This is a genomic window from Paenarthrobacter sp. TAF1, from assembly GCF_052113825.1.
Lineage (GTDB): Bacteria > Actinomycetota > Actinomycetes > Actinomycetales > Micrococcaceae > Arthrobacter > Arthrobacter nicotinovorans.
In genome coordinates this window covers 65,293-84,378 of the sequence record NZ_JBFRDO010000013.1, presented here as the reverse complement: position 1 = coordinate 84,378, position 19,086 = coordinate 65,293, and the positions used below count along the sequence as shown (strand labels likewise).

The following is a 19,086-nucleotide window of genomic DNA, read 5'->3' as shown; positions in this document are numbered from 1 at the left end:
CCAGCCTGAACCAACGGCCAAAGCTCCCTTTTCCACAAGGGAGCTTTCGCCATGCAGACCGATTGGCCATTGGTCAGACATTAGCTATAGCTTTATCGAACAGATTTGTAACGGCCGTCACTATTCTGACGGTTCCTCCGAAGGGTTCTTGAACTAATGTCCGACCAGACAACACAGGGGCAGCTCCGCGCCTCCAGCAGGGACAGCGAGCCCCACCTCTCACGCTCGCTCAGCAACCGCCACATCCAGCTCCTGGCCATCGGCGGCGCCATCGGAACGGGCCTCTTCATGGGCTCCGGCAAGACCATCTCGGTCGCCGGGCCTTCGGTGATCTTCGTCTACATGATCATCGGCTTCATGCTCTTCTTCGTGATGCGCGCCATGGGCCAGCTCCTGCTGTCCAACCTGAACTACAAATCCTTCAGCGACTTCGCGGGCGACCTCCTGGGCCCGTGGGCCGGCTTCTTTACGGGTTGGACGTACTGGTTCTGCTGGGTAGTCACCGGCGTTGCGGACGTGATCGCCATTGCGGGCTACGCCAACGAGCTCTGGCCGGGAATCCAGCTGTGGATCCCGGGCCTGGCCACCATCATCATCCTGCTCCTCCTGAACCTCCCCACCGTCAAAGCCTTCGGCGAGACCGAGTTCTGGTTCGCGCTCATCAAGATCGTGGCCATCGTCGCGCTGATCGTCGTGGGCCTGGTCATGATCTTCACCGGCTTCCAGTCCAACGCAGGCACCGCCAGCTTCACCAACCTCTGGAGCCACGGCGGCTTCTTCCCCAAGGAATTCATGGGCTTCGTGGCCGGCTTCCAGATCGCCGTGTTCGCGTTCGTGGGCATCGAACTGGTGGGCACTGCCGCTGCAGAAACCAAGAACCCGGAGCACAACCTGCCCCGCGCCATCAACGCCATTCCCCTGCGCGTCATGCTCTTCTACGTAGGCGCCCTGATCATCCTCATGTCGGTCACCCCGTGGACCGAATTCAAGGCAGGCCAAAGCCCGTTCATCGCCATGTTCTCCCTGGCGGGCCTGGGCATGGCAGCGACTGTGGTGAACCTGGTGGTGCTCACCTCTGCCATGTCCTCGGCCAATTCGGGCATCTACTCGACGTCCCGCATGGTCTACGGCCTGGCAAATGACGGCGACGCACCCAAACTCTTCGGCCGGCTCTCCAGCCGCAAAGTACCCCAGAACGCACTGTTCCTCTCCTGCGTCCTGTTGCTGGCCGGCGTCGCGCTTCTCTACGCGGGCAAGGACGTCGGCGTGGCGTTCGACATGGTGACCACCGTGTCCGCAGTCTGCTTCATGTTCGTGTGGTCCATCATCCTGGCCAGCTACCTGGTGTACCGCAAGCGCCGCCCCGAGCTGCACGCGGCCTCGCCGTTCAAGATGCCCGGCGGCGTTCCGATGGTGTGGGTAGTGTTCGCCTTCTTCGCATTCCTTGTCTGGGCGCTCACTACGCAGCCCGACACCCTCACGGCACTGCTGGTGACACCCATCTGGTTCGCAATCCTCGGCGTCGCGTACGCAGTAGTCCGCAAGTCTCCGCTCCACCAGGCCCGCGTGGCTGAGTGGAAGGCGATGTCGGAAGCGGAAACCTCGGCAGCGCACTAGACCCCCGCACCCGAAAAAGCCCGACGTCGGGCACTCACTTGAGTGCTCGACGTCGGGCCTTTATGTGGAACGTGAGAGAGCGTCAGAGCTCGGCCTGCCGGTCCTCCACCAGCTTCTGCACGGCGGGGAACAGCGGGTGCGTCGGCGGCAGTTCCGTAACGCGTTCGACGACGGCGGCCGCGTCCAGTTCGGACAGCATCCTGGCAAGCTCCACGGCTTCGTCATCGGCACCGTCGTCAAAACGGAGGGCTGCCGACATCGCCTCGAGCAGGGCCACCGGGGTGACGCCCCGCTCTGCCAGCTCGGCCGCCGGACCAACGAACCGCTCGTGCCGGCCAAGCTTCCGCAGCGGCGCACGGCCCACGCGGTTCACGGTATCCGGCAGGTGCGGGTTGCTGAAGCGTTGCAGGATTTTCTGGACGTACGCTTCCTGCTCGGCCTCCACGAAACCGTGCTTGGCAACCAGGAGTTCCTTGGTTTCCTCCAGCACGGCCCGGACCTTCGCGGCCACGGCAGGATCGGCCATGGCGTCCGAGATCTTCTCAAGCCCTGCACCGTAGCCGAAGTACGCAGCCGACGCATGGCCGGTGTTAACCGTGAACAGCTTGCGCTCGATGTACGGTCCCAGCTCGTCCACGAACGTCGCGCCGGGGATGCTCGGCGCATTGCCGCCGAACGGCGTACGGTCGATGACCCACTCGTAGAACGTTTCCACCGTGACGTCCAGGCCTTGGCCTGGTGCCTGGTTGGGCACGATCCGGTCCACTGCGGTGTTGGCAAAAACCGCGACGGCGTCCAGGTCACCGGCAGAATCGTCCCAGGCAGCCCGGATCTCCGTGTGGAGGAGGTCCGTGGCATTGATGGCGTTCTCGCAGGCCATGACCTGCAGCGGAGGGAGGTCCGCGGGCCGGGCGGCAAGCCCGCGGGCAATCACCGGCGCCACGAACTTCAGGATGTGGGGCCCCACCGCGGTGGTGACCACATCCGCCGTCGCGATTTCCTCCACAACAGCGGCTTCCTGTGCAGCCGAGTTCAAGGCGCGGAAGCCTTCCACGGTCTTGACCGCCGGGTTTTCGCCTACCTCATGGACGTCGTAGCTGCTGGCCTCCGCGAGCTGGCTGATGAGTGCATCCGCGACGTCGGCGAACACCACCTCATACCCGGCTTCGTGCAGCAGCAGCCCCACGAAACCCCGCCCGATGTTGCCTGCCCCAAAATGGACTGCCTTCACTATGCGTTGACCTTTCCGAACAGCTCCAGGACTTCATCCACCGTGGTTGCCTGCTCCAACTGGGCAACCTGCGCCTTGTTGGTGAAGATCTTGGCGATGGAAGAGAGGATGTGGAGGTGTTCGTTGTTGATGCCGGCCACGCCGACTACGAACTTCACTTGCTTGCCGCCCCAGTCGATGCCCTCGGGGTACCGGATGATGGACACGGCCGAGTGGTTGATGTGTTCCTTGGCATCGTTGGTGCCGTGGGGGATCGCCAGGAAGCTGCCCATGTAGGTGGACACGGATTCCTCACGCTCGTGCATGGCATGGACGTAGCTGACATCCACGGCGCCACGGTCCAGCAGCAGCTTTCCGGCCTCGTCGATCGCACTGTCGCGGTCGCGGGAGGTGCCGTTCAGGATCACGCTTTCGCGAAGCAGGACGCCTTTGCCTTCGACGGCGGCAGCCGGCTCGGCGGCATGGGCACCATGGGCGGGGGCTTCTTCGACGGCCCCCGAAGGAGCAGCCGCTGCTGGAGCGTCTGCGCTGTTGCTCGAACGTACCAAGTCAACGATTTCGTCGTACCTGGGGCTGTTCATGAAGTTGTCTACCGAGTAGTGCACGGCGCTGGACGTGCGCGGTTGTGCACGTTCGGTGAGGTCCTGGTGGGTGACCACGACGTCGTAGGTGTCGCTGAGGTTGGCGATGGCCGAGTTGGTGACCTTGACGTCCGGGAAGCCGGCCGCCTTGATCTTGTTGCGGAGGACGGAGGCACCCATGGCACTCGAGCCCATGCCGGCGTCGCAGGCAAACACGATGTTCCGGACCGGACGGGTCAGGACGGTGCCTTCACCCTGGGCTGCTTGCCGGTCTCCCACGAGGGCGGAGGAGACGGAGCTCTTTTTGCCCTTCATGGCTTCCATACGGGACGTGGCTTCACTGAGATCGTCGTCGCCCTTGTTCTTGGACGTGCGCAGGATCAGGGAGGCGATCAGGAAGGACACAGTGGTGGCAAGCACGACAGCGAGGACCACGCCCACGTAGCTGTCACGTGAGGTTTGGGCTATGACGGCAATGATGGAACCCGGAGCTGCCGGAGCCACGAGACCGGAGTTGGTGATGGCCAGGGTAGCGATGCCCGTCATGCCGCCGCCGATGGCAGCGAGGATGAGGATGGGCTTCATCAGGACGTACGGGAAATAGATCTCGTGGATTCCGCCCAGGAAGTGGATGATCGCAGCACCGGGAGCAGATGCCCGTGCGGCACCACGGCCGAAGAACATGTAGGCCAGCAGGATGCCCAGGCCGGGGCCGGGGTTGGCTTCGAGCAGGAACAGGATGGACTTGCCCTGGTCCAGCGACTGCTGGATGCCCAGCGGTGTCAGTACGCCGTGGTTGATGGCGTTGTTCAGGAAGAGGACCTTGGCAGGCTCGATGAAGATGCTGGTGAGGGGCAGCAGGCCGTTGTCCACCAGGAACTGAACCACTGAGCCGGCACCGGCTGTGAAGGCCTTGACTACGGGGGTCAGGCCGTAGAACCCGAGCAGGGTCAGAATTCCGCCCCAGATACCGGCGGAGAAGTTGTTGACCAGCATTTCGAAGCCCGGACGGATCTTGCCGTCCCAGATGCTGTCGATCTTTTTCATGGTCCAGCCGCCCAGCGGCCCCATGATCATGGCCCCGATGAACATAGGAATACCCGTGCCCACAATGACACCCATGGTGGCGATGGCACCCACCACACCGCCGCGGACGTCATAGACCATCCGGCCACCGGTGTAGGCAATCAGAAGCGGAAGCAGGTAGTTGACCATTGGGCCCACAAGGCCCACGTTGGCAACACCCTCGGCGTTGGTCCCATAGCCCCCGAGTTCCGGGACGGGAATCCAGCCCTTCTCGATGAACAGGGCCGTGATGAGGCCCCAGGCGATGAAGGCGCCGATGTTGGGCATGATCATGCCGGACAGGAATGTTCCGAACTTCTGGACGCCAACGCGGGCGCTGGTGCGGGGCTTCGCAACTGTCTCTGTTGCCATGTGAATTCCTAACGTGTTTCCCGCGGCGGCGCGGGGTCAGTCGATATAGAGATCGAGAGAGAGCAGCTAGGAGCTGCTGGAAATGCGATGAAGCCATTCCAGGAAAAGCTTCAGTTCAGAGCTGGAAAGTTGGTCCGAATGCGAGGCCTGCAGTGCCGCATTCAGGGCGATTGCCGCAACAACTACCGACGACTTACCGGAGTCGTCCGCTGCGGCGCCACGGGCGGTTTCCGTGGAGACGGCAAAAATCATGGAATCCCGGGTCATCGTTGAGAGCTCGAGGTTCCGTTCTTCCACCGGTTCAGCGATCAGCATGAGCGTGACGCCCACGTTGGCCGCGAGAATGCTCCGTGCCGCTTCGCGGGGCGGCACATTGATCTGACCTGCGATGGCGGCCTTGTTCAACATCTCTTCCAGGAGCGCTTCAGCATCGGCCACGATTGCCGGGCGGCTCTCCGGCCTGATGTTGCCGAACATGACCAGGTACAGATGGGGTTGGGTCAATCCGAACTGGACGTGGTTGTCCCACATCCGCCGGACGTCTTCCAAGGGCTCCCCGGACGGCGCAAAGTCCCGCTCCCCCGCCACGTACTCTTCGAAGCCTGCTGATACGACGGCGTCGAACAGTCCTTCCTTGTCACCAAAGTGGTGGTAGAGCGTAGGCGCCGTGACACCGGCAAGCTTGGTGATCTGGCGCGTTGAGACCGCTGACCCCTCCGAATTCGCCAGCAATTCGGCAGCTGCGCGAAGCAACCGAATTTTAGGCGGAAGCTGGTCATCGAAACTCATAACCGCTACCCTAGCACCTATAGCGTTGCTATATGAAGTGGCTCACAAAGGAATTTTGTAGGCTGGTTACAGAGGCTCCCGGTGCCGTCGCCGACGGGTCTGAAACAACAAGCAGGAACAGAGGATTCAGTGCAGAATTTCCAAGGAGTTGGGGTAAGCCCTGGCCGCATCACGGGTTCCGTCCGCCAGATGCCCAAGCCGGTGAGTGAACCGCCGTCGGGGGAACGCCTGGCCGCGGACGTCGCTCCGGAAGACGCCGTCGCGCGTTTGAAGGCAGCGGCGCAAGCCGTCCATGATGAACTCAAGGCGCGGGCGGACACGGCCTCGGGCGACGGCAAGGCGGTCCTTGAGGCCACCGCCCTCATGGCCAAAGACACCATGCTGCTGAAATCGGCGGGCAAACTCGTCAACGCCGGAACCTCCGCAGAACGGGCCATCTGGGAAGCCGGCGCATCGGTCTCCGAAATGCTGCACAACCTGGGCGGCTACATGGCCGAGCGCGCCACCGACGTGCTGGATGTCCGCGCACGCATTGTCGCTGAACTCCGGGGTGTCCCCGCACCAGGCATCCCGTCCTCCGAAACACCCTTCATCCTGGTAGCCGAGGATCTCGCTCCCGCCGACACTGCGACCCTGAATCCCGCAGTTGTCCTGGCGCTGGTGACCTCAGGCGGCGGGCCGCAGTCCCACACGGCGATCATCGCGCGCTCCCTTGGCCTGCCCGCCGTCGTTGCGGCCCACGGCGTGGACGGGATCGCGGACGGCTCAGAGGTTTATGTGGACGGCGCTGCCGGCTTCGTCGCCGTCGAACCGACCGAGGAACAACGTGCACTTGCCACCGCCTGGGCGGAAACTTCCGCCACGCTGGCAGCCTTCGACGGAAACGGCACGACGGCGGACGGCCACCTGGTCCCGCTCCTCGCCAATGTGGGCGGAGCCAAGGATGCCGTGGCAGCTGCGAAGCTGGGCGCCCAGGGCGTTGGCCTGTTCCGCACCGAATTCTGCTTCCTGGAGCGCGACACCGAGCCCTCCGTGGATGAGCAGGCCGCCGCCTACAAAGCCGTGTTTGACGCGTTCCCGGGCAAGAAGGTGGCCCTCCGCACCCTCGACGCCGGCGCCGACAAGCCCCTCCCCTTCCTCACGGATGCCACCGAGCCCAACCCTGCACTGGGCGTTCGCGGCTACCGCACCGACTTCACCACCCCGGGCGTCCTGGAACGCCAGCTCGAGGCGATCGCCCGCGCCGCGTCGGAATCCGAGGCCGATGTGTGGGTCATGGCTCCCATGATCTCCACAGCTGCCGAGGCAGGACGCTTTGCCTCGCTCTGCGCAGCAGCGGGAATCCGGACGCCAGGCGTAATGGTGGAGGTCCCCTCCGCTGCGCTGACGGCCGCAACCGTGCTGCGTGAAGTGGGATTCGCGTCCCTGGGCACGAACGACCTCACCCAGTACGCCATGGCCGCCGACCGCCAGCTGGGCCCCCTCGCGGACCTGAACACTCCGTGGCAACCCGCGGTGCTGCGGCTGGTGCAGCTCACCGTGGAAGGCTCGGCACAGGAGGGCAACAACAAGCCCGTTGGCGTCTGTGGCGAGGCCGCCGCGGACCCCGCCCTCGCTGTCGTCCTCACCGGACTGGGCGTCACCACACTGTCCATGACCGCGCGCTCGTTGGCCGCGGTCGGGACCGTGCTGAAGACCGTCACGCTGGAGCAGGCGCAGGAACTTGCACGCCTGGCTCTTTCCGCCCCCAGCGCCACCGAGGCACGCGACTGGGTCCGCGCCAAGCTCCCCGTGCTCGAAGAGCTCGGCCTCTAACCCTTCCCGCACCAACGCAAGGAGAAACCATGCCAGAACGCACAGCAACCGTAGCCAGCCGCTCCGGACTGCACGCCCGGCCCGCTGCCCTGTTCGCCGAGGCAGCCGGCGAGCAGCCGGTGGATGTCACCATCGCCATGCAGGGCCAGCCCGAGGACGAAGCGATGGACGCGGCCAGCATCCTCTCGCTTATGACCCTCGGCGCTGCGAAGGGTGACGTGGTGGTGCTTCGAGCCGAGGGGGACGGTGCCGATGCCGCGCTGGACGCACTGGTGAAGCTGCTGGAAACGGATCTGGACGCGGAGTAAGTTCTTCCTCCACGCCGCAGGCTAGGCTTCTGCCATGGCATTGATAGCTCCCCGCGTCACAGCAGGCCTCCCCACCGACGACGCCCGGAACCTGGCACGCTCCCTCAACGACAGCGACGACATCACCGTGTTCGTGGACGGCACGGTCCACCGCCTGCCCGATCAGGCGCGGGACGCCGTCGTCGACCTCCTTGCGAGGCTCGGTCGGGGTGAAACGGTGACCGTCAGCAGCGTGGAGGAAATGCTGACGACTTCGCAGGCTGCGGAGCTTGCCGGGATCTCGCACACCTATCTGCGGAACATGACCGACCGTGGCGAGATTCCGGTGGAGTACCGGGGAACGCATCGTCGGATCCGGCAGGCGGCGATCATTGCGTGGCTGGAAACCCAGAAGCGCAAGCAGGACGAAACCGCCGCCGCGGAGGCTGCGGAAAGCGACTGAAAGTGTCCGAGTGATAAGGATCAAGCAACGATCCCAGCCAACAGGCGGGGACCTGTAAAGCCCGGGGTTACGCTTGATCGGTGGGCAATTTCAAAGGGTGGCATATCGTGGCCGGTTTGGCTGCGCTTGCCCTTGCCATACCCTTGGGCTCAGCCATGGGATTGAACTTTGTGGCCACCTTCATGTTCGCGTGCACGGTGTTCGTGGCGGTCACCATGTGGACCGAATCGAAAATCGCACGACGCCGGGAGGCGGCTGACGCTGCGAAGGCAACTGATGCGCGGCCGGCCGACTCCAATGAATCGGACGACGCCGCGCGGGACTAGCTCGCACCGGCGAGCCCTCCGAAACCGACAGCATGCTGTTCAATAGCTGTATGGCTTCAAGGTACTTTTCCGTCGTTTGTCCCGCATGAGCGCGCTACTGTCCTCCGACATAGAGGCCCATGGCCTCACCGGACGCATCTTCTGGACCGAGGGGTCTCCCGAACCCGGGGCCGGGGCCGGGTCGGCAGAGAAGCCTGCCTACATCCTGATCCACGGCATCGGGGTTTCCCACAGGTACCTGGCACGACTGCACGCCGTGCTGGCGGCGCATGCGCCCACGTACTCCTTCGACCTGCCGGGCTTCGCCGGCACTCCCCGGCCCGGCAGGCAACTCCAGGTCGAGGACTACGGCGCCTTCATTGCCGGGGCCCTGGCATCCCGCGGCATCGACTCCTACATTTTGGTAGGCCACTCAATGGGGGTGCAGTTCGCCATTGAGGCTGCACTGCACCGGCCGGAAAGTGCACGGCAGCTTGTGCTCATGGGGCCGGTTGTCGATTCGCGGCACAAGAACGTGATGCAGCAGTCGATTGCCCTGACGCTGGATGGCATCCTCCGCGAGAGTCCTTCGTCCAACTGGATCGTCACGGGGGACTACTTCCGGTGCGGACCGCGCTGGTACGTCACCGAACTGCCCGTGATGATGAAGTACCCGACCCTGGATCGACTGTCCGGCATCGATGTCCCGGTCCTGGTTCTCCGGGGAAGCCGCGACCATGTTGCCGGACCGGATTGGTCCTTGAGGCTTTCGCGGGCGGTGGCCCAAGGGCGCCTGGTGGAAATTCCCGGCGTCGGCCACGTTGCCCAGCACATGCGCCCCAAAGCCGTGGCGGACGCCATCCGCAGCTTCGTCAACGCCACCACCCGGCACCGCTGAGCAAGCAGGACGCCGAGGCGCAGGGAGCCGCATTGGCACGGGCACCTCTGCGGACGGCCTTGTTGGCGCGGCCCGTCCCGGATAGGCTGTCGGAGCAAGCTAATTAGTAAGCTTACTTACGAAAGGGCTCACCATGACCAGCTATGACCCGGAAGACGATCCCCGTACCTTCGGCGTGAGCGGCGCCAGTGGACCCATCGACACTACCGCCGACGCGGACAGCATCCACGAAGATCCCGACATGCGCCAGGACGAGGACGACGACCCCGCTTCCTCGGCCAATCCCGACCCCCTGGATGGAAACGTCACAGGCCTCGAGCCAGGCGGCGGCGTGCCCCCGGGAGAAACCCCGCCCGCCGAAGGCAGCATGAGCAGCGACCAAGGGCACGAGGAGTAGTTCCCCGCCGGGCCACTACGGCAGGCTCAGGATCTCCCCAAGGTCGTACTCCGCAGGCTCTTCCAGCTGCGAGTACGTGCAACTTTCAGGAGTCCGGTCCGGCCGCCACCGACGGAACTGCGTCGTGTGGCGGAACCGGTCACCCTCCATGTAGTCGTAGGCCACCTCGATCACCAGTTCGGGGCGCAGCGGCACAAAGGAGAAGTCCTTTCCAGCGCTCCACCTGCTCTGCGCCCCGGGCATCCGTGACCCCCCGGGCGAATCGTCCTGCTTGGCCCACTCGCCCCACGGATGGTCGCCGAGTTCCACTTGGTAGGGCTCAAGCTCCGCCACCAACGCCTCCCGCTTTGCCATGGAGAATGACGCCACGACGCCGACGTGATGAAGCCGGCCTGAGTCGTCGTAGAGCCCCAGAAGCATCGACCCCACAACTTTCGCGGTCTTGTGCCAACGGAACCCGGCCACCACGCAATCGGCTGTCCGCTCATGCTTCGTCTTGAACATCACCCGCTTGTTCGGCTGGTAGGTGCCGTCGAGCGGTTTCGACAGCACGCCGTCGAGGCCTGCTCCCTCAAGCTGCACGAACCATTTCTTGGCGCGCCCCAGGTCCGTCACCGCAGGCGTTACGTACACAGGAGGCCGGGCGTCGGCGAGGGCCTTCTCCAAGGCCGCGCGCCGCTCGGCGAAGGGCCGGCCGGTCAGATCCTCGTCGCCGAGGGCAAGCAGGTCGAACGCCACCAGGGACGCCGGCGTCTTCTCCGCAAGCATCCGAACCCGGCTGTCCGCGGGATGGATTCGCTGCTGCAGCACCTCGAACTCAAGCCTGTTGCCCTGGATCAGGATGATCTCGCCGTCTACAACGCACTTGTCCGGAAGGTTCTTCTTCAGCGCTTCCACCAGCTCCGGGAAGTAGCGGGTCATGGGCTTCTCGTTGCGGCTGCCCAGGACGATGTCGTCCCCGTCCTTGAAGACGATGGTCCGGAAACCGTCCCATTTGGGCTCGTAATGCCCAACGTCGGGGATGTTCGGGACGGACTTGGCGAGCATGGGCGAAACGGGCGGCATCACTGGTAGGTCCATAGCTCATGTCTACCGGCCAGTACGTGCCCAAGGCTAGTGTTGGCGGATGGACATCTTGGCCGTGTTGGCAGCAGTGCTCGGAGTTCCCGCGCTCATGGGCGCGCTTTGGTACTGGATTGCGCGGGAGAACAAGCGCGGCGTCCGGCGGGCCGCAGCAGGCGGCATGCTGGGGATCGCAGACGAAGTCTTCCGCCCTGCCACACATCAAGCCCACCAGGTCCGGAAAATCGAACACGAACTCCCCGCCCCCGCACCGGCCCCGAAGCCTAAGCGGTAGCACCCTCCCGCGGGGGCAGAACTACCGCCCGTTACATTAATGTGACTTTACTTTCCGCCTCCTGTACGGTCGTAGGGCGACCCGATCTCCGCTGGGCCGCTTCTGGATTGACGCCGGGCTCTGCCGCAATCCAGGATCCGCCAGACTCGCGGCAGAGACGGGGGACCCACAGTTTCCCGGGCTTGTTTTCTCTGCAAGCCCTTGGGGTGAAGCCGCCACGCGCGGCCGGACGGCCTCGTCCGAACCCGACAGCTAACCTCGCAGGCGTTGAGAGGCACAACCATGTCCCCAACCATGGATAACCCACGCCGCGCGCAACTCGAGCGCGAGCGCACCAAGCCAACCGGACGCCGTCGGGCCCAACCCAGCGGATCCCCGGAACCAGCCACGACGGCGATCCCCACCCAAGCAGAACCCGCCACGACGGCGATCCCCACCGTAACGGCACCCACTCCGGCATCATCTGCTACGGCTGCGCCCACCACACGGGCTGCGGCCCGGGCCGCTGAGCGTGAGCGTGCGGCAAGGGCTGTGATCGCCCCTGCCGAGCCGAAGGCAGCCCCTGCGCTTCCGGAGCCGGCAACCGCAGGCCCGGAGCCGGCAACCGCAGCGATTCCGGTAGTCGAAGCCGCGCGGGCCGCAGCTCCGGCATCCACCACACCAGGGCCTCCCACGTCAGCCATTCCCGTGGTTGCCGCCCGCAAGGCAGCCACCCGCGGGGAAGCCACAGCCGAAGCGGCTGCCCCGGCCCCGGCGGCATCCCGCAAGACACCTCCGCCGGTAACGGCATCAACCCTCGGCACCACCTCCTCATTTGGCCGCGAACCCCAAGCTGTTCTGCGGAAAGCCGCGTCGGTGAAACACATGAGCCAGCGCATGGCAGTGGTTGCCGGAGCGCTGGGCCTGGTACTGACTGCGGGAACCGTCGGGCAGGCACTGGAGCTTCCGTTCTTCGGTCAGGAAAGTCCGGCCCAGGAAGCCAACGGCGGCCAGGGTGGCGAGGACCGCCAACCGGGCTCGGCAGCCCCTGCGCCCCGGGCTTCCTACACCACAGCGTCCTCCCCGTCGTCGTCGGGTCAATCGTCATCCGAAGCAGGCCAACCGGCCACGGTACCGGAGGCGACGGTACCGGAAGCGCCTGTGGCGGTTTCGCCGTCGTCGGTTCCTTCACCGCACGTTTCCCTGGCAGCCCCTGTCTGGGTCCCCTCGGCGTCTGCCCCGGCAGTCGCAGCGCCGTCCCCCGTAGCCGGCACTCCGGCTCCGACCCAACCTGCGCCGGCGCCCGGCGACGTGCCCTCGGACACGATCACGACGCCGCCGGCAACACCGACGCCCACCACGACGCCGACGCCGACCACCACTCCCACGCCGACCCCGACGCCAACACCGACGGGAACGCAAACGGCAAAGCCCCGGCCCACCGGCAAGCCCACCGCAGGCACGTCGCCTCAGCCGCAGGCGTCCACCTTGGAATCGCTCCTTGACGCCGCACAGAAGGCACTGCAGTGAGCACGCGGTTGCCCCGCACCAACGTGCACACCGGCTGGCACGGGCGGTACTGCAACAGCAGCCGCACGGCAACGTTCCGGCGCCGTTTGGGCCGCTGGAGTTGCCAGCGGCTGAGGCGCTCCTGACGCGTTCCCCCGTGAACGGCCAGGCAAGCGCATCGGCATCAGATAAGGCAGGTACCCGCGCGGGTACCTGCCTTATCTGTTTCTTACGCTGAGTCTTGCCGGTGCTTAGATCCGCGGTCCGGCTCAGATCCGCGGCCTGCCGGCCCAGCGCCGCGCCTTCAAGGCAGCATGCAGTTCAAGCCGGATGGCACCGTTCAAGGGATCAGCACCGATGAGCTGGCGGATGCGTCCGAGCCTGTTGTAGATGCTGCTCCTGTGGAGGTGAAGTTTCTCGGCGACATCCTGCACGGCACTGTCGTTATCGTAGAGAAGCTCCAGGACCGGCAGGAGCTCGCCGTTTTTGTCCTGGTCCTCAAGCGTCCGGAAATGCACCGAGCCGGTATCGTCCCAGCCGCCCGGTGCCAGCAGGCGGTCAAAGAGCTGGTACACGCCCACGGAACGGCTGTCCACCAGTTCCCCGAGCTGCGCATCCACGGCCGCCGCCTGCGCAGCAACCTTGGACTGCCGGTACGCCCCCGCGAGCTGCCTGATCACCTGGAAGGGTTCGCTGATCCCCAGGATGACGCGGTCCACGGTCCGGCCGGCACGCTTGGCGAGCTCAAGCTGGTAATGGACCAGGACCTGCGCGTGGTCTGCCCGTCCTCCGGATTCCCGGAACAGGACCACCGAGTGGGTTTCCGTGCCCGCGCTGAACAAAGCCGCGTTCACGCCGATAGTGGACTGCAGCGCGGCTGAGCGGTGCGTGAGGGTTGCCGCGATGGGATCGACGTCGGACCGGGCACCTTCGGCGTCAAGGATCGTCACCAGTTGCCACGGGCCGCGGCCTTGGATCTCCTTCCACCCCGCAACGGCCGCCACGGCGTTCGATTCGCCGCCACAGGCCGAGAGGAACTCCTGCTCACGCCGGCGCCGGAACTCGGACTCGGCCGTGTTCGAGTCCAGGAGCAAGCCCGCCAACAGGTCCAGTTCGTCCCGGACGCCGGGCAACTGGGCGAGGATCGCCGTCGCGCTTTGCTCCTCAAGGTCCTGTTGCACCCACAAGTACCCCACACGGAAACCGCGGACCAACAAGGGGACACAGACGCGGCCGAGCATCCCGAGTTCGTCGTTGGCGGGCACCACAACGGGGCGCACGGCGGTGGAGATGCCGTGCGAGAGCTGCCAGGCGCTGACGTCGCTGGGGACGCGCTTGCTGAGCAGGAAGTTCACCCGGACGCGGTCTGCGTGGGATTGGTTGGAACTGTAGGCGAGAAGAACGCCGTCGAGGTCCTCCAAGGACAGTCCGCGGCCGAGCTTCAGTGCTACGCGTTCAACGATCTGTTCCACGTCTTGCTGCATCCGGAAAGCGTACCAACAGCAGGCGACACCTGACGCCTTGGTGCTCGACAAATGTCGAGCTTGACGGCAGGAGTTCCTTGAATTTCCGGGGGTTTGCTCCCGGGCCGGTCGGGAATCCATGTCGCCTGCCTCACAGCCGGATTTATTCTGGAATCACAGCCCGCAGCAAATATTCGGCCGAACAGGCCGCTAACGATGGAGCCAGCAAATGATCATCGGCGTCCCCAAAGAAATCAAGAACAACGAGTTCCGCGTAGCCATCACGGCCGCCGGCGTCCACGAATTCCGCACCCACGGACACACCGTTCTGGTTGAGCGCGGCGCAGGCCTCGGCTCGGGCATCACCGACGAGGAATACTCGATCGCCGGCGCCGAAATCGTCAACGAAGCCGATGACGTGTGGGGCCGCGCGGACATGGTCATGAAGGTCAAGGAACCCATCGCCGCGGAGTACCACCGCTTCCGCAAGGGCCTGATCCTCTTCACCTACCTGCACCTCGCCGCAGAACCCGAGCTCACCGCCGAGCTCATCAACTCCGGCGTCACGGCCATCGCCTACGAAACCGTGCAGGAAGGCCGCACACTTCCGCTGCTCGCCCCCATGTCCGAGGTCGCAGGCCGCCTGTCCGTCGTGGTCGGCGCTTCCTCGCTGATGGCTCCGGCCGGCGGCAAGGGTGTCCTCCTGGGCGGCGTACCGGGCGTCCGCCCGGCCAAGGTTGTTGTCCTCGGCGCCGGCGTTGCGGGAACCAACGCCGCTGCCATGGCGCTGGGCCTCGGTGCTGATGTCACCATCATGGACATCAACATCAACCGGCTGCGCGAACTGGACGCCCTCTACCAGGGCCGCCTGAAGACCGTTGCCTCCAACGCCTACGAGATCGAGAAGTCAGTCATCGACGCAGATCTCGTGATCGGCTCCGTCCTGATCCCGGGCGCCAAGGCTCCCAAGCTGGTCACCAACGAACTCGTCTCCCGCATGAAGCCGGGCTCGGTCCTGGTGGACATCGCTGTGGACCAGGGCGGCTGCTTCGAGGACACGCACCCCACCACCCACCAGGAACCGACGTACAAGGTCCACAACTCGATCTTCTACTGCGTTGCCAACATGCCTGGCGCCGTTCCGAACACCTCCACGTACGCACTGACCAACGTCACCCTGCGCTACGCCGTGGCACTGGCCAACCTGGGCGTCAAGGCCGCCTTCGACCGCGACCCCGCCCTGGCCGCGGGCCTCAACATCGCCGCAGGCCACGTGGCACACCACTCCGTTTCCGAGGCGCACAACCTGCCCCTCGTCAACGACTGGCACAGCCTGGTCTCCGCCTAAGCAGCCAACCACGACGGCGGGGTGCAGCTTCCACGCGAAGCCGCACCCCGCCGTCGTGGTTTAACGCCTGCCGGGTTCTCAGTTAATGCCAATGTTCCCAAGGAACATTGGCATTAACTGTCACTTCGCGGGGATTTTCGGGGCTTCCGGGACCGGGGGAATCAGCTGGGACGGGACCGGGACGGGGATGTCCGATGGCCCGAGCTTCGAGGGATCAAGCTTTGAGGGGTCGATCTCCGGAGGCGTGACCGGCAACGAGGGAGCCGTGGGGAGCACACGCTTGCCAGGGTCGGGGTGCGACGGGCTCTTGGGATCCTGGGATGGGTTTCCGGGCGTCGCCGGGTGCGGTTCAGCGTGAGGTGTCCCGTCGGGGTTCCCGGGATCCGCCGGGCTGGGGCTGGCCTGTCCCGGAACCACTGCCGGTTGACTGTCCTGATGTGCAGGGCCGGGTTCCGGGGTCGATCCCGCAGGGGCGGCGGGTTGCGGCGCATTGCCCGCGCCGGGAGCCAGTTGTGAAACCACCGAACCGATGGCCGCGCCAAGATGCTGGAAAGCTCCGGGAATCCCGCCCGCGGAGGCGGCAGCCGCTGTGGCGCCACCGGCCAGCGACACCGCCACGGCGAGGCCCGCAATGGCTGCGCGCCGCTTCTTCCACCGCCGCGCAGCCAACTCATCTGTTGCCGGGGTTTGCTCGGGTGCCGGGACTTGCGGCGTTACGACAGCGGGTCTGGTAACCATCGCCCCACCCGCCATCAGCGCACGAACGGCCTCGGACGGAATTGGAGCAGTGTCGGCCAGGGAACGCAGCTCGAGAAGTTCGCTGCGGAGGTCCTTGCTGCCCTCAAGCCCGGCGTCGGCCAGCAGGGAATCGATGGCCTGCTGGTCATTGCCGCGACCGGGTGCGGTGTATTCGCTCATGATGTGCCGTTCCTTAGTAGCGCACGTTTCTTCAATGCGCCCAATGCCCTGCGCTGCAGCTGTTTCACGGACCCTTGGGATTTGCCCATGATGTCCGCAGTTTCTTCCACCGACAGGTCAGCAACGACCCGCAGTGCCAGGACCTCCCGATAATCCTCGGTCAGGTCCTCCAAAAGTTCCGTAACCCCCAGGCCGGACGCCCTTCCGAATGCCTGCTCTTCGGCCGACGGTGAGCGCCGGGTGTCGAAGTCGGCCTCGTACGGCGTGGAATCGGGGGTTCGTTCGCGCTTCCGGTAGTGATCCACCAGCCGGGCGTGCGCAATGGTGAACAGCAATGTCTTGGCTCCCTGCAACCCGCCGTGGAGGGTCTCCAGTTTGGGGTAGAGGGCAAGGAAGACGTCCTGCGTTACGGCCTCGGGATCGTCCACGCCGCGTGCTTTGAGATAGCCAAAGACCGGTCCGGAGAAGGCGTTGTAGGCAGCAGTGAAGAGCAGCGCGGGATCATCGTGATCCGCCTGCACATATTCATCAGCCAAGGGTTCAAGCACCCGTGGACGCCTCCCATCCCGCGTTATGAGGCAGGGCTCCTTGTCATCAAGCCAAGGAGCCCTGCCTTTAAACCGTAGCCGTTCTCCGCTTAGCGGACAGAATCGACGGGTGCTCCGTGAACAGCCGGCAGCTCAGTGGGGACCTGGGTAGGCAGCGACGGTACGGCCGGGACTGCAGGCACGGCGGGCACTGCGGGAGTGGCCGGAACAGCCGGGACGGCAGGCGTGGCCGGAAGTCCGGACGTAACGGAGGCATCGGCGTCGGCGTCTGCCTTGGCGTTGCCGTCAGCCTTGAGTCCGGCAGCCTTGCCGGCTTCCACCACGGCCTCGCAGTGCGCCTCGACGTTGGCCTCGCCACCGGCAGCAATGGTCAGTGACTTGAAGCCGGCAACCTTGGTGTCGGCCTTCAAGCCGCCGTTGAGGAAGGAAGTGCACAGTCCGAATGCTTCAGGCGACGTGGCATCTTCCAGGGCTGCCTTGGCGTCGTTGATTGCGTCACTGGCAGCGCCGCTGACTTCGCCCTTGGCATCCTTCGCAGTTGCCTTGCCGGCTTCTGCGGCGTCATTCGCTGTTGCCTTGGCGGTCTCGACGGCGTCTGCCGCCTTGGCCTGGGCAGTTTCCGCTGCGTCGGCTGCCTCACCGGCAGTTCCGGCAGCGAGGGGGGCAGGTGCACCTACGACGTCGTGGGCGGTCTGCTGGATTTCGGTGGGAAGAGCGCCATTGAAGGCAGCGACGCCGGTTCCGCCGACAGCAACAGCTCCGGCAGCCAGGACGCCTGCGGCGACTTTGCTGGTGGCAAGGACAGTGAACAAGGACATGAAACCCTCCGACAAACGATTTTGGGATTGCCCCGGCAGCTGTTGGGTGGCTGCCGGATGATCAGCGTGCGGACGTGGCCCGCACTCCCTTTACATCGCTGGGGGCGTTGGTGAGGTTACGCCTCGTGCAGATTTATTTTTTCCGGGCCAGATCCCGGGCCTGCTCAATGAGTTTCAGGACCGCCACTGAGTCCGCCGGATCCACAGGTGCCGGACGCGCGGAGGCGGTTCCGCCGTCGTCGAGCTTTTCCGCGAGGAGGCGATAGAACTCCGGGTAGGCGCCGCGCTCGGTGGGGATGGTGGACCGCTGGCCGTCCACCTCCAGGATGCCGTAGTCCTCTTCAGGCTCGACGCCGTACTGCGGGTCCGTGGGCAACCCGCCACCCAGGACAAACGGCTCCTGGGGGTCCGTGCCGAACTTCGCGAAAGCACCCTGCGTGCCCAGGATCCGGAACCGCGGGCCGTGCAGGTGGCTGTTGAGGTTGATGGTGACGTGGGTGATTACACCGGAGTCGTGCCGGAGGACAAGGAAGACGTCGTCGTCGGCGTTCTCCTGGGGGCGGCGGGCAGCGATTTCGGAGTAGGTGACCGTAGCCGGGCCAAAGAACCGGAGGGCGAGGTCCAGGACGTGGGTCCCGAGGTCGAACAGGACTCCGCCGCCGTCCTCCACCGTGGCCCCGGCTTTCCAGGCTTTTGCAATTTCCGGCGCCCACCGCTCCATGCCTACCTCGAACCGGGTGACGGTACCCAGCCTCCCGGCGTCGAGCAGTTTCCGCACGGTGAGCGCATCGCCGTCCCAGCGCCGGTTCTGATACACCGTGAGGACCCTGCCCAGCCTGGCTGCCAGCTGGATCAGTTCCTCGCCTTGCGCACTGTGGGTGACGAACGGCTTATCGACGACGACGTCGAGCCCGGCTTCCAGCGCGGCTTTAGCAAGCGGGTAGTGGGTTGCGGGCGGTGTGCCGAGGACGATGAGGTCCAGTTCATCGGCGAGGGCCAGGGCGTCGGCAGGGGTGTTGACGATCTTCGCCCGGGGATAGCGTTCCTTGGCCTTGGCCTGCCGTTCCGCGTCCGAGGTGGCGATGACGGCGAGCTCATAGGCCGGGTTGGCGGAGATGTAGGGCGAGTGGAAGACACTGCCCGAAAGTCCAAAGCCTGCGACTGCGGTACGGATCGGCTGGGAAGTCATGACCCTAGGCTACCGATCCTCGCTCACGTAATAGCCCCTTTCCGGCAACCCTCCATCACCGGGTGAGCAAGCGATTGATTCAAGCACCCGGAACGTGAGCAAGCGATGGGGACGGCGAAGGCCGGGAACCTCCGCGA

At 65.1% G+C, this 19,086-nt stretch carries 19 protein-coding genes and 1 riboswitch; of the genes, 10 read left to right on the top strand and 9 right to left on the bottom strand.

The features are described 5' to 3' along the window. The first annotated feature begins 156 nt into the window (after positions 1-156). On the top strand, positions 157-1,617 hold the full coding sequence (cycA, locus tag AB4Y81_RS16130) for a D-serine/D-alanine/glycine transporter (RefSeq protein WP_018780186.1): 1,461 nt from the start codon (positions 157-159) through the stop codon (positions 1,615-1,617). An 82-nt stretch (positions 1,618-1,699) separates the two neighbouring features. On the opposite strand, the gene AB4Y81_RS16125 is transcribed toward cycA, so the two are convergent. The 3 genes from AB4Y81_RS16125 to AB4Y81_RS16115 form a co-directional block, all read right to left on the bottom strand. Beyond that, positions 1,700-2,848, bottom strand: a complete 1,149-nt coding sequence (locus AB4Y81_RS16125; RefSeq protein ID WP_018780187.1) for a mannitol-1-phosphate 5-dehydrogenase — start codon at positions 2,846-2,848, stop codon at positions 1,700-1,702. After that, positions 2,848-4,866, bottom strand: coding sequence for a PTS mannitol transporter subunit IICBA (locus AB4Y81_RS16120; protein ID WP_039243294.1), 2,019 nt, complete (start codon positions 4,864-4,866; stop codon positions 2,848-2,850). Before AB4Y81_RS16120 ends, AB4Y81_RS16125 begins: the two co-directional genes overlap by 1 nt. A 66-nt stretch (positions 4,867-4,932) precedes the next feature. After that, complete coding sequence (locus AB4Y81_RS16115; protein WP_018780189.1) at positions 4,933-5,655, bottom strand: TetR/AcrR family transcriptional regulator; 723 nt, start codon at positions 5,653-5,655, stop codon at positions 4,933-4,935. 129 nt (positions 5,656-5,784) lie between these two features. Here AB4Y81_RS16115 and ptsP point away from each other — a divergent pair, with 129 nt between their 5' ends. The 6 genes from ptsP to AB4Y81_RS16085 all read left to right on the top strand — a co-directional run bounded on the left by ptsP (position 5,785) and on the right by AB4Y81_RS16085 (position 9,820). Beyond that, positions 5,785-7,470, top strand: coding sequence for a phosphoenolpyruvate--protein phosphotransferase (gene ptsP, locus AB4Y81_RS16110; protein WP_441996255.1), 1,686 nt, complete (start codon positions 5,785-5,787; stop codon positions 7,468-7,470). A 29-nt stretch (positions 7,471-7,499) separates the two neighbouring features. Next, positions 7,500-7,778: an HPr family phosphocarrier protein gene (locus AB4Y81_RS16105; protein ID WP_018780191.1), complete on the top strand. Its 279-nt coding sequence runs from the start codon at positions 7,500-7,502 to the stop codon at positions 7,776-7,778. A gap of 34 nt (positions 7,779-7,812) precedes the next feature. Further along, a complete protein-coding gene (locus AB4Y81_RS16100; RefSeq protein WP_018780192.1) occupies positions 7,813-8,220 on the top strand; it encodes a helix-turn-helix domain-containing protein in 408 nt (135 codons plus the stop codon). An 80-nt stretch (positions 8,221-8,300) separates the two neighbouring features. Continuing rightward, positions 8,301-8,546 carry a hypothetical protein gene (locus tag AB4Y81_RS16095; protein ID WP_413306413.1) on the top strand — a complete coding sequence of 82 codons (246 nt, stop codon included), beginning with the start codon at positions 8,301-8,303 and terminating at the stop codon, positions 8,544-8,546. 85 nt (positions 8,547-8,631) lie between these two features. After that, positions 8,632-9,423 (top strand): alpha/beta fold hydrolase, encoded by a 792-nt coding sequence (locus tag AB4Y81_RS16090; RefSeq protein WP_441996254.1) that lies wholly within the window; start codon positions 8,632-8,634, stop codon positions 9,421-9,423. 133 nt (positions 9,424-9,556) lie between these two features. Then, positions 9,557-9,820 (top strand): DUF6480 family protein, encoded by a 264-nt coding sequence (locus AB4Y81_RS16085; protein WP_018780195.1) that lies wholly within the window; start codon positions 9,557-9,559, stop codon positions 9,818-9,820. A gap of 15 nt (positions 9,821-9,835) precedes the next feature. Here AB4Y81_RS16085 and AB4Y81_RS16080 read toward each other — a convergent pair whose 3' ends face one another. Further along, entirely contained in the window at positions 9,836-10,900 is a 1,065-nt protein-coding gene (locus AB4Y81_RS16080) for an ATP-dependent DNA ligase (protein ID WP_441996253.1), read from the bottom strand. A gap of 46 nt (positions 10,901-10,946) precedes the next feature. On the opposite strand from AB4Y81_RS16080, the gene AB4Y81_RS16075 reads away from it, so the two are divergent. Together AB4Y81_RS16075 and AB4Y81_RS16070 are read left to right on the top strand one after the other, a co-directional pair. Further along, positions 10,947-11,177, top strand: a complete 231-nt coding sequence (locus AB4Y81_RS16075; protein ID WP_064723666.1) for a hypothetical protein — start codon at positions 10,947-10,949, stop codon at positions 11,175-11,177. A gap of 128 nt (positions 11,178-11,305) precedes the next feature. Beyond that, positions 11,306-11,456, top strand: a riboswitch (cyclic di-AMP (ydaO/yuaA leader). A gap of 15 nt (positions 11,457-11,471) precedes the next feature. Next, positions 11,472-12,686 carry a hypothetical protein gene (locus AB4Y81_RS16070; RefSeq protein WP_441996252.1) on the top strand — a complete coding sequence of 405 codons (1,215 nt, stop codon included), beginning with the start codon at positions 11,472-11,474 and terminating at the stop codon, positions 12,684-12,686. A 248-nt stretch (positions 12,687-12,934) separates the two neighbouring features. On the opposite strand, the gene AB4Y81_RS16065 is transcribed toward AB4Y81_RS16070, so the two are convergent. Continuing rightward, complete coding sequence (locus AB4Y81_RS16065) at positions 12,935-14,149, bottom strand: PucR family transcriptional regulator (protein ID WP_441996251.1); 1,215 nt, start codon at positions 14,147-14,149, stop codon at positions 12,935-12,937. Between the two features lie 208 nt (positions 14,150-14,357). On the opposite strand from AB4Y81_RS16065, the gene ald reads away from it, so the two are divergent. After that, positions 14,358-15,476, top strand: a complete 1,119-nt coding sequence (gene ald, locus AB4Y81_RS16060; RefSeq protein WP_018780201.1) for an alanine dehydrogenase — start codon at positions 14,358-14,360, stop codon at positions 15,474-15,476. Between the two features lie 120 nt (positions 15,477-15,596). Here the strand turns inward: ald and AB4Y81_RS16055 are convergent, their stop codons facing one another. The 4 genes from AB4Y81_RS16055 to AB4Y81_RS16040 all read right to left on the bottom strand — a co-directional run bounded on the left by AB4Y81_RS16055 (position 15,597) and on the right by AB4Y81_RS16040 (position 18,949). Further along, entirely contained in the window at positions 15,597-16,394 is a 798-nt protein-coding gene (locus AB4Y81_RS16055; protein WP_441996250.1) for a hypothetical protein, read from the bottom strand. Further along, positions 16,391-16,942 carry an RNA polymerase sigma factor gene (locus tag AB4Y81_RS16050; protein WP_018779854.1) on the bottom strand — a complete coding sequence of 184 codons (552 nt, stop codon included), beginning with the start codon at positions 16,940-16,942 and terminating at the stop codon, positions 16,391-16,393. The genes AB4Y81_RS16055 and AB4Y81_RS16050 overlap by 4 nt, the downstream gene beginning before the upstream one ends. Positions 16,943-17,031: 89 nt before the next feature. Then, positions 17,032-17,760: a hypothetical protein gene (locus AB4Y81_RS16045; protein WP_416430206.1), complete on the bottom strand. Its 729-nt coding sequence runs from the start codon at positions 17,758-17,760 to the stop codon at positions 17,032-17,034. 133 nt (positions 17,761-17,893) lie between these two features. Continuing rightward, on the bottom strand, positions 17,894-18,949 hold the full coding sequence (locus AB4Y81_RS16040; RefSeq protein ID WP_441996249.1) for a Gfo/Idh/MocA family protein: 1,056 nt from the start codon (positions 18,947-18,949) through the stop codon (positions 17,894-17,896). Positions 18,950-19,086 lie beyond the last annotated feature (137 nt).